The following is a 10,251-nucleotide window of genomic DNA, read 5'->3' on the forward strand; positions in this document are numbered from 1 at the left end:
GACGCGCTCGGCCGGCGGCAGCCGCCACAACGTGGTGGCCGAGCGCAGGGTCGGCACGTATCCCACCGGCAGGTCGAGGCGCTCGGTGCGCAGCAGCCGCAGCACCACGGCGGCGAGGTCGGCATCGGTTCCGGCCACCACCACCCGGTCCGGTCCGGCGGCGAGCAGCGGGTCGAGATCGGCCCGGCCCGGCCGTTCGGGGACCACGACCCAGTCCGGGCGGCTCGCGGGAACCCCGCAGGCCAACACCAGTGCGCCCACCGATACCTCCTGCACTACGCTCAATCACCGGCAATTTCACCTGAACGGCTGAGTCACCCCGGGAGTCTCACATGCCGGCAATCGTGGTCATCGGCGCCCAGTGGGGCGACGAGGGCAAGGGCAAGGCAACCGACCTGCTCGGGGAGCGGGTGCAGTGGGTCGTGCGGTACCAGGGCGGCAACAACGCCGGGCACACCGTGGTCCTGCCGGACGGCCAGGACTTCGCCCTGCACCTGATCCCGTCCGGGATCATCAGCCCGCACGTCACCAACGTGATCGGCAACGGCGTGGTGGTCGATCCCGGGGTGCTGCTGGAGGAACTGGCCGGGCTCGCCCGCCGCGGGGTGGACACCAACAAGCTGCTGATCTCCGCCGACGCGCATCTGATCATGCCGTACCACGTCGAGATCGATAAGGTCACCGAGCGCCACCTGGGCAAATCCAAGATCGGTACGACCGGTCGCGGCATCGGCCCGGCCTACCAGGACAAGGTGGCCCGGGTCGGGGTGCGGGTGCAGGACCTGCTGGACGAGAAGATCCTGCGGCAGAAGGTCGAGGCCGCGCTGGAGTTCAAGAACCAGATCCTGGTCAAGGTGTACAACCGCAAGGCGCTGGACCCGGTGCAGGTGGCCGACGGCGTGCTGGCGCACGGCGAGAAGTTCGCCCACCGCATCGCCGACACCCGGCTGCTGCTCAACCAGGCGCTGGAGCGCGACGAGGTGGTGCTGCTGGAGGGCTCGCAGGGCACCCTGCTCGACGTCGACCACGGCACCTACCCGTTCGTCACCTCGTCCAGCCCGACCTCGGGCGGGGCGTGTGCCGGTTCGGGCATCGGGCCGACCCGGATCGACTCGGTGATCGGCATCCTCAAGGCCTACACCACCCGGGTCGGCTCCGGCCCGTTCCCCACCGAACTGCACGACGAGATGGGTGAGCGGCTGCGCAAGACCGGCGGCGAGGTCGGGGTGACCACCGGGCGGGCCCGGCGCACCGGCTGGTTCGACGCGGTGATCGCGCGCTATGCCGCGCGGGTCAACGGGATCACCGACTACTTCCTCACCAAGCTGGACGTGCTGTCCGGGTTGGACACCGTGCCGGTCTGCGTCGGCTACGAGGTGGACGGCCGGCGGGTGGACGACATGCCGATGACCCAGACCGACGTGCACCACGCGGTCCCGGTCTACGAGGAGCTGCCCGGCTGGTGGGAGGACATCTCCGAGTGCCGGACGTTCGCTGACCTGCCGGGCAACGCCCGCAGCTACGTCGAGCGGCTCGAGGAGCTCGCCGGCGCCCGGGTCTCGGCGATCGGCGTCGGCCCGCGCCGCGACCAGACCATCGTCCGGCACGAACTGGCCCCATGACCGAGTGGCCGGACATAGCCCGCACCTATGACGCCGTCGCGCGGGACTACGCCGAGAGGTTCGCCGGTGAGCTGGCCGGCAAGCCGTTCGACCGGGAGTTGCTGGACGGCTTCGCCGCGCGGGTGAGCGGCCCGGTGCTCGACGTCGGCTGCGGCCCGGCCGGGCACATCAGTCGGTACCTGGCCGACCGCGGCGCGACCGTCACCGGGGTGGACCTGTCACCGGCTTCGGTGGCGCTGGCCGCCGCCACCCACCCGGATCTCGAGTTCGAGGTCGCCGACATGCGCGCGCTGCCGGTGCCGGACGCCGGCCAGGCCGGGCTGGTCGCGTTCTACTCGGTGATCCACATCCGGCGGCCGGAGCTGCCGGCGGTGTTCGCCGAGTTCGCCCGGGTGCTGGCGCCCGGCGGCGAACTGCTGCTGGCCATGCACGGCGGCACCGGCGAGGTGGGCGCGGACGACTGGTTCGGCCGCGGGGTGTCCAGCAGGGCAACGCTGGTCGAGTTGCCGGAGCTGGCCGCACTGCTCGAAGCCGCCGGCTTCGCCGTGGTCGAACAGCACCGCCGCGACCCGCACCCCGACGAGTACCCGACGCCCCGGCTGTACCTGCTGGCCCGGCGTCAGCACCGGTAGATCTGGTACTCCACCGGCCCGCCGTCGCGCGGATCCACGATCATCTCGGCCATGTCACCGGGGATGTCCGAAGAAATGCATCCCCTCGGCGCAGTGGGCATCGGTGATGTGCATCGGGCAGACCCCTTCGGTCGGCGGCGGGAGTACGACCATGATCGAACCGTCCGCCGCCGACCGCGCCGGTGGTCCGGCCGGCCGAAGGGGTAGAGCCGGGTTACCGCGCGGCCACCCCGATGTCGGTGTTGTCGGTGAAGAACCCGTCGATGCCGGCGGCGAGGTAGGCGGCCAGCTCGGCGAACAGGTTGCCGTACTCCCTCGGGTCGGCCGAGGAGCGCAGGTTGGTCGGCAGGAAGTTGTTCTCCGCCCGGAAGGTGTACGGGTGCACCTGCAGGCCGGCCGCGTGCGCGTCCCGGACCAGGGCGGTCGGCGTGGTCAGGTTGCCGGCCGCGTCCCGGGGAATGACCTGGACCTTCTCCGGGCCGACACCGTCGGCGTACCGGGCGACCTCCCGCAGCCCGGCCGCGGTGACCAGATCGGCGTAGGTGCGCGGGTCGCCGGTGTCGACGAAGTCGAACGGCGCGCCGGCCGAGGAGGTGAGCTGGACCAACGGAACGCGCAGCTCGCGGTCCAGCGCCTTGAGGTTGGACACCTCGAAGGACTGCACGAACACCTTGGCGCCGGGCCGGTTCAGGCCGTTGCGGTTCAGGATCTGCACCAGCTTCGGTTCCAGCGCGAGGCCCTGCTTTCGGAAGTAGGTGGGGTGCTTGGTCTCCGGGTAGATGCCGATCTCCCGGTGCAGTTCGCGGGACAGCCGCCTGGCCAGGTCGATGACCTCCTGCAGGGTGGGCACCCGCTCGCGGCCGTTCCAGATCGTGTTCTCCTGCCGCAGGTCCGGGATTCTTTCCTTGGCCCGCAACGTCTTCAGCTCGGCCAGGGTGAAGTCCTCGGCGAACCAGCCGGTGGTGGCGACGCCGTCGAGCGACTTGGTGGTGCGGCGCGCGGCGAACTCCGGGTGGTCGGCCACATCGGTGGTGCCGCCGATCTCCGGCTCGTGCCGGGCGACCAGCACCCCGTCGCTGGTGGTCACCAGGTCCGGCTCGATGTAGTCCGCACCCATCCGCGCGGCCAGTTCGTAGGAGGCCAGGGTGTGTTCGGGCCGGTAGCCGGACGCGCCCCGGTGGCCGAGTACCAGTGGCCGGGCGTCCGGATGCCCCCCGGTCGGCGCGGCGGGTTCGGCGACCACGGCCGACGCCCCGCCGGCCAGGGCCAGCGTCAGCACCGCCACTGCGGCCAGACGCGGAAACTTCGTGCTCATGGGCTGTCTCCAATGAGGTCACGGTGAGATAACGCAACTGAGCCAAACGTACGGAAAGGTCGGTTGGACAGTAACCACCGGTAGGTTGCGAATTGATGATCCAGCAACCACGGGCGGGCGAACTCGCGCAACCGCCGGAGGCGATCGACACGCTCGGCGCGCACGACGAGGAGCGCCCGGCGCGCCGGCTCGGCGCCCGCTGGGGCCGGTTCGTGCACGTGGCCGCGGTCGGTATCGCCCTGCTCGTGCTGTGGCAGGTTTTCTTCCCGTTCTCCCAGGGCACCGGGTTCTATCTGGTGATCTTCGTGGGGCTCACCCTGCCGCTGGTCTACCTGTGCTACCGGCGCACCGTGCGGCCGCGCGACCCGGACGCCGACGATCCCGGCCCGGTGGACATCGCGCTGGCCGCCCTGGCCCTGGTTGTCGGCCTGTATCCGGTGCTGCCGTTCGGGTTCGGCGACTTCGCCGGCGGCTACGACGCGTTCCTCGACCGCGGCGGCCAACTGTCCACATGGGACATTCTGGCCGGGACGCTGCTGCTGGTGCTGGTTCTGGAGGCGGCCCGGCGCACCACCGGCCTGGTGCTTCCGGTGGTGTGCCTGGCTTTCCTGGCCTACGCCTACTACGGCGGATACCTGCCGCAGCACTGGGCGGTCGCGCACGCCGGGGTGGACTTCAGCCAGATCGTCAACGGCCTGGTCAACGATCCCAGCGGTTTCTACGGCATCCCGACCGGGGTCGCGGCCAGCTACATCGTGCTGTTCACCATCTACGGCGCGGTGCTCAACTCCTCGGGCGCCGGAAAGTTCTTCGTGGACTTCAGCTTCGCGCTGTTCCGCCGGTCCCGCACCGCCCCCGGCCGCACCGCCGCCACGTCCGGCTTCCTGCTCGGCACGGTGTCCGGTTCGGGCACCGCGACCACGGTCACGCTCGGCGCGATCACCTGGCCGGTGCTGCGCCAGGCCGGCTACCCGAGGGAGAACGCCGGCGGGCTGCTGGCCGCCTCCGGCATCGGCGCGATCCTGTCCCCGCCCACCCTCGGCGCCGCCGCGTTCATCATCGCCGAGTACCTGGAGACGTCCTATCTGACCGTGATGGTCTGGGCGATCATCCCGACGATCCTGTACTACCTGGGCATCGTGCTCGCGGTCGAGATGGACGCCCGGCGGTTCGGCGCCCGCGAGGTGGCTGTCGACGTGCCCGGCGTGTGGCGGGTGCTGCGCGGCGGCCTGCACCACTTCGCCTCGCTCGCGATCATCGTGGTGTTCCTGGCGCTGGACATCCCGCCGTTCACCGCGGTCGTCTACGCCACCGGGGTGGCCGCGCTGTTCGCGCTGGGCGCCCGGCTGGTCGAGGCCCGCACCGGCGAGCCGGCCGAGCGCCCGTGGTGGCTGCGTGCGGCGGGCCGCTGGCTCGCCGACATGGCCGGCGCGCTGGCCGACGGCATCCGCGGCGCGCTGCCGGTGATCGCGGTGTGCGCGGCCGCCGGGGTGATCACGTCGGTGATCACCAAGACCGGGCTCGGCCAGGTGCTCGCCGACGCGCTGGTGCAACTGGCCCGCGCGCTGTCCGACAACCCCACGGTCGTGCTGGTGCTCACCGTGGTGTTCGCCGGCATCGCGGTCAGCGTGCTCGGCCTCGCCGTGCCGGTCACCGCGTCGTTCATCATCGCCTGGGTGGTGATCGGCCCGGCGCTGGTCGACCTCGGTGTGGCGCCGGCCGAGGTCGCGATGTTCATCTTCTACTACGCGGTGCTCTCCGAGGTGACCCCGCCGACCGCGCTGGCCGCCGTCGCCGCGGCTGCGATCACCGGTGGCGCGGTGCTGAAAACCATGTGGCAGACCTGGAAGTACACGCTGCCGGCGTTCCTGGTGCCGATCGCGTTCGTGCTCACCGACAACGGCGCCGCCCTGCTGCTGCGCGGCCCCCCGCTGGACGTGCTGTGGGTGACCGCCGCGTCCGCGCTGGGCGTCGCCGCGCTGGCCGTGTTGACCGGCGGCTGGCTGTTCGGCCCGGCCCGCCTGCCGGAACGCCTGCTGTGCCTGCTGGCCGCGGCGCTGCTGCTCTACCTGCAGCCGGTGTCGGTCGGCATCGGTATCGCCTGTCTCGTGGCCGCGGTCGTCGTGCACGTGCTGACCCGGCGGCACACGGTAGAAGCCGAGGAACCGGACGAGGGCAAGGAGGCCAACCGTGCGAACGCGTAAGTCGTCGATCCTGGCCGGGATCGTGGCGATCGGACTGATCGGCACCGGGTGCGGCGGGAAGCGCACCGACAACCAGACGGCCGCACCGGCCTCCGGCGGGCAGGTGACCTGCGAGGCCGCCGACGGCCGGATCACCATCGCCACCGGGAACACCGGCGGCGTCTACTACACCCTCGGTGGCGGGCTGGCCCAGCTGATCAGCGCCAACACCAAGCTGCGGGCAACCGCCGCGGAGACCGGCGCCTCGGTGCAGAACATCAAGCAGCTGGTCGCCGGGGACTACGACCTGGCGTTCTCGCTGGCCGACACCGCGGCCGACGCGGTGAACGGCAAGGGCAGCTTCACCTCGGCGCAGAAGGTCACCGCGCTGGCCCGGATCTACTCCAACTACACCCACGTCATGGTCCGGTCCGACAGCGGGATCAACAGCGTGGCGGACATGCGCGGCAAGAAGATCTCCACCGGTTCGGCCAACTCCGGCACCGAGGTGATCGCCAACCGGTTGCTGCAGGCCGCCGGCCTCGACCCGGCCAAGGACGTGCAGGCGCAACGGCTGGCGCTGCGCCCGACCGTGGACGGCATGAAGGCCGGTCAGCTCGACGGGCTGGTGTGGTCGGGCGGCCTGCCCACCCCGGAGATCACCGACCTGACCACCGCGATGCGCGATCAGGTCAGGTTCATCGACATCACCGGCCAGCTGGATGCCCTGAAGAAGATCAACCCGGTGTACGACCGGGGCAGCATCCCGGCCGCGACCTACCAGATGGCCGGCGACACGCCGACGATCGTGGTGCCGAACATGCTGCTGGTGCGGGAGGACTTCGCGGCCAACAACGCCTGCGCGATCACCAACCTCGTGTTCGACAAGCAGGCGGACCTGGTGAAGGTGCACCCGTCGGCCAAGGAGCTCAGCCGCGACACCGCCCCGAAGACCGACCCGGTGCCGCTGCATCCGGGTGCGAAGCAGGCCCTCGGGGTCAGCTGAGCAACCGGGAGCATCTAGGCTGGTCACCGTGCGTGTTCTGGTGATCGGGTCCGGCGCTCGTGAGCATGCGATGTTGCTCGCGCTGTCCCACGACCCAGAGGTGACCGCGTTGGCGTGCGCTCCGGGCAATGCCGGTACCGCCGCGCTCGCGGAGGCCTACGGCGTGGACGTGACCGCGCCCGCGTCCGTCGCGGCGCTGGCCACCGAGTGGGGGGCCGACCTGGTGGTGGTCGGCCCGGAGGTGCCGCTGGTGGCCGGCGCCGCCGACGCGGTGCGGGCGGCCGGGATCGCCTGCTTCGGGCCGTCCGAGGCGGCCGCCCGGATCGAGGGGTCCAAGGCGTTCGCCAAGGACGTGATGGCCGTGGCCGGCGTGCCGACCGCCGCCGCGGAGATCGTGGACAACCCGGCCCGGCTGGACGCGGCGCTCGCCCGGTTCGGTCCCACCTGGGTGGTCAAGGACGACGGCCTGGCCGCAGGCAAGGGCGTGGTGGTCACTCCCGACCCGGCCGCCGCCCGCAGCCACGCCATGACCCTGCTCGACGCCGGCCATCCGGTGCTGCTGGAGTCGTTCCTGGACGGGCCGGAGGCGTCGCTGTTCTGCCTGGTGGACGGGCTGACCGTGGTGCCGCTGCTGCCGGCGCAGGACTTCAAGCGGGTCGGCGACGACGACACCGGGCCGAACACCGGCGGGATGGGCGCCTACGCCCCGCTGCTCTGGGCCGCCCCGGATCTGGTCGCCGACGTGGTCGCCCGGATCGTCGAACCGGTCGCCGCCGAACTGGTCGCGCGTGGCACGCCGTTCTCCGGCCTGCTCTATGCCGGCCTGGCACTGACCTCCGACGGCCCGCAGGTGATCGAGTTCAACTGCCGGTTCGGCGACCCGGAGACCCAGGTGGTGCTGCCGCTGCTGCGCACCCCGCTGGCCCGGCTGCTGCACGCCACCGCGACCGGCCGCCTGTCCGAGGCCCCCCCGCTCGACTGGTCCGACGAGTACGCCGTGACCGTGGTGATCGCCGCCGACGGCTATCCCGGCCGCCCACGCACCGGTGACGTGATCACCGGCGCCGAGCTGGACGGCATCCTGCACGCCGGCACCCGCCGCCGCGAGGACGGCGCGGTCGTGTCCTCCGGCGGCCGGGTGCTCTCAGTCGTCGGCACCGGCCCGACCCTCGAACAGGCCCGAGCCGCCGCCTACGCCAAGGTCGAGGCCGTCCACCTGGCGGGCTCCCACCACCGCACCGACATCGCCCTGCGCGCCACCCGCAACGAGGTCGGCATCCCCGCCCCACATTGACGGGGAACCAAACGTCCACCCGCCGCGTCGAAGCAACGGCGTAGCCTGCGAACTATTCCGACGAGTGGGGAGCGTGCCGGGGATGGAACTGCTCGGAGACGTCGGCCGCGGACTCAACGAAGCGTTCGCCAAACTCGACCAGTACAACGCCGGCCTCACCGCCGGCCGCTTCACCGTCACCAAGGACAACGTCCTGGCCGCTGCCAAAATCATCAGTGGTCAGGCCGATGCGCTGGACAATGTGTTCCTCCAGCTGAAGCGGGACCTGCAGATTGCGCCGCCGGGGGAGGACGCCGTCAGCACCCGGATCGCGCCGGCGTGGAACGACCTGCTCGTGCTCAACGAAGATTCCTACGCCAGTCGGGTCATGGCATACGTCGAGGGTCTGCGCAATCTCGCGAACCAGTGCGCCGAGAGCGCCCGCGCCTACGGCTACACCGATGACGAGATCGCGGCTGTTTTCGGGACGGATCGTGCATAGGTTCGTGGTGGTCGCCGGTCTGCTGCTGGCATTGTTGGCCGGCTGCACGACGAGCCAGGCTGGGCAGCCTGCGGGTCCGGCCCCGAGCAACCCGCCGGCAAGCAGCGCTACCAGCGCTCCGCCCAGCCCGCGGGTGTCGGTGCCGCCGCGTCCGGCGGAGTTGCGCCTGGACGGCGTCGACCCGTGTGCCCTGTTCACCAGTGCTCAACTGGCCGCGCTCACGGTGGAGCGCAAACGCCCCCTCGCGAGTTCCACCGAGATTTACCAGGGGATGCGGGAGTGCGGGCTGTTTTCGGATCGTCCGCCGTTCGCGCATTACGACGCGCTCGCGGTGACCAACGAAGGCGTCGAGGCATGGTTCACCGGCAAGCGGAACGTGCAGACCCAGCTCAGATCGGTGGCGGGCTTCGCGGCCGCGACCTACTGGTTGGCCGGGGCCAGCGGGAAGAAGGCGGTCGACTGTTCGACCTCCGTGGACGTCGCGGAAGGTCAGCAGTTGATAGTCACCTTCGACAACACCAACGACCGGACCTTCACGCTGGAACAGCTGTGCCAGAAGGCGGAACAGGCTGCGGCGATGGCCGTCGAGACGTTGAAGACGTTGAAGTGAGGCGATGATGGACGGCGACTACGGCCTGCGGGACCTGCGGTTCGAGGGCTACGACAACCACGCGCTCGCCGATCAGGTTGACGGGCTGCGCGGGGGCGCGGGGGCGGAGAGTTTGCAGAACGCGTCCCGGGCGCTGGTGAAGCTGGCTGCCGCGCTGGAGGAGACCGATCAGGTGCTGCGCCAGCAGCTGGCGCAGCTCGGAGTCTCCTGGGAGGGCGAGGCCGCCGAGGGCGGAACCCAGGCGACGCAGACCGCCGCGGTGTACGCGGAGCAGGCGGCGGCGCCGGTCGGGCAGACGGCCGAGGGTGTGGCGACGCAGAGCGGGACGTTCACGCACACCCGGGACAGTGCGCCGGACTCTGGAACGCTGCGGGGCCCGACCCAGTTGAACGGGGTCGACCGGTTCGCCGGGATGTTCGGGCACACCACCGACCACGCGCGCGACGTGCAGGCCACGAACGCGGCCCGGGACCACGCGGTGGCCGGCATGAACGGCTACCAGCAGAGCAGCTCCGACGTGCTCGGCCGGGTCGGCACCTTGCCGGTGCCGCCGGGGATGGGACTGTCGACGGCGCCGGCGGCCACGCCGGGGACGGGGCGCGCGCAGATTCCCGGGGTCGGATCGGGCACCGGGCTGCCCGGCGGTGGCGGGGGGCTGCCGCCAGGAGCGGGCGTGCCGGGCGGCGAGGTGCCGGGCACGGGGCCGGTCCCCGGACCGGGCCAGCCGGGCACCGGACCGGTGCCGGGGCCGGGTCAACCCGGCCAACCGGGACTGCCAGGTCAGCCCGGTCAACCGGGTCAACCCGGCCCCGGACTGCCGGGCAACCGCTCCGGAATCGGCCCGGTCGTTCCGTTCGCGACCGGCATCCCGCCCGCACCGCCACCGGTCCTGCCGCGCGGTGTCCCCTCGGCGTTCCTCCCCGCGGCGGCGGCGCTTGCCGGGGCCGGCGCCCAGGGTGCGGCGCTCGGGTCGAGCGTCGAGAAGGACCGCCTCGTCCGGGGCCGGCCCGGGATGCCGGGCGCGGCCGAGCCGGAAGGTCGAGGTCCGGCCAAGGGCGCCGCACCGGTGGCCGCCGTGCCGGACGAGGAGGCCAAGCCGGCCCGCAAC

The 10,251-nt window shown here is 71.7% G+C and carries 9 protein-coding genes and 1 pseudogene; 8 read left to right on the forward strand and 2 right to left on the reverse strand.

What is annotated here, in order from left to right; genetic code table 11:
• Positions 1-261: pseudogene (locus tag VFO68_RS05525) on the reverse strand (hypothetical protein); the annotation flags it as partial.
• A gap of 71 nt (positions 262-332) precedes the next feature.
• Here VFO68_RS05525 and VFO68_RS05530 point away from each other — a divergent pair.
• Positions 333-1,622, forward strand: coding sequence for an adenylosuccinate synthase (locus VFO68_RS05530; protein ID WP_325157063.1), 1,290 nt, complete (start codon positions 333-335; stop codon positions 1,620-1,622).
• Complete coding sequence (locus VFO68_RS05535) at positions 1,619-2,254, forward strand: class I SAM-dependent DNA methyltransferase (RefSeq protein ID WP_325157064.1); 636 nt, start codon at positions 1,619-1,621, stop codon at positions 2,252-2,254. The genes VFO68_RS05530 and VFO68_RS05535 overlap by 4 nt, the downstream gene beginning before the upstream one ends.
• 214 nt (positions 2,255-2,468) lie before the next feature.
• Here VFO68_RS05535 and VFO68_RS05540 read toward each other — a convergent pair whose 3' ends face one another.
• Positions 2,469-3,569, reverse strand: coding sequence for a glycerophosphodiester phosphodiesterase (locus VFO68_RS05540; protein WP_325157065.1), 1,101 nt, complete (start codon positions 3,567-3,569; stop codon positions 2,469-2,471).
• Between the two features lie 95 nt (positions 3,570-3,664).
• On the opposite strand from VFO68_RS05540, the gene VFO68_RS05545 reads away from it, so the two are divergent.
• From VFO68_RS05545 to VFO68_RS05570, 6 genes are all read left to right on the forward strand, one after another.
• Complete coding sequence (locus tag VFO68_RS05545; RefSeq protein WP_325157066.1) at positions 3,665-5,773, forward strand: TRAP transporter fused permease subunit; 2,109 nt, start codon at positions 3,665-3,667, stop codon at positions 5,771-5,773.
• Complete coding sequence (locus VFO68_RS05550) at positions 5,760-6,758, forward strand: TAXI family TRAP transporter solute-binding subunit (RefSeq protein WP_325157067.1); 999 nt, start codon at positions 5,760-5,762, stop codon at positions 6,756-6,758. The genes VFO68_RS05545 and VFO68_RS05550 overlap by 14 nt, the downstream gene beginning before the upstream one ends.
• A 28-nt stretch (positions 6,759-6,786) precedes the next feature.
• Positions 6,787-8,052: a phosphoribosylamine--glycine ligase gene (purD, locus tag VFO68_RS05555; RefSeq protein WP_325157068.1), complete on the forward strand. Its 1,266-nt coding sequence runs from the start codon at positions 6,787-6,789 to the stop codon at positions 8,050-8,052.
• A gap of 82 nt (positions 8,053-8,134) precedes the next feature.
• Entirely contained in the window at positions 8,135-8,533 is a 399-nt protein-coding gene (locus VFO68_RS05560) for a hypothetical protein (RefSeq protein ID WP_325157069.1), read from the forward strand.
• Entirely contained in the window at positions 8,493-9,143 is a 651-nt protein-coding gene (locus VFO68_RS05565; RefSeq protein ID WP_325157070.1) for a DUF3558 domain-containing protein, read from the forward strand. Before VFO68_RS05560 ends, VFO68_RS05565 begins: the two co-directional genes overlap by 41 nt.
• Before the next feature lie 4 nt (positions 9,144-9,147).
• A partial coding sequence (locus VFO68_RS05570; protein ID WP_325157071.1) for a PPE domain-containing protein occupies positions 9,148-10,251 on the forward strand: 1,104 nt, incomplete at its 3' end.

The sequence above is a fragment of the Actinophytocola sp. genome (genome assembly GCF_035712165.1).
Classification (GTDB): Bacteria; Actinomycetota; Actinomycetes; order Mycobacteriales; family Pseudonocardiaceae; genus DASYTH01.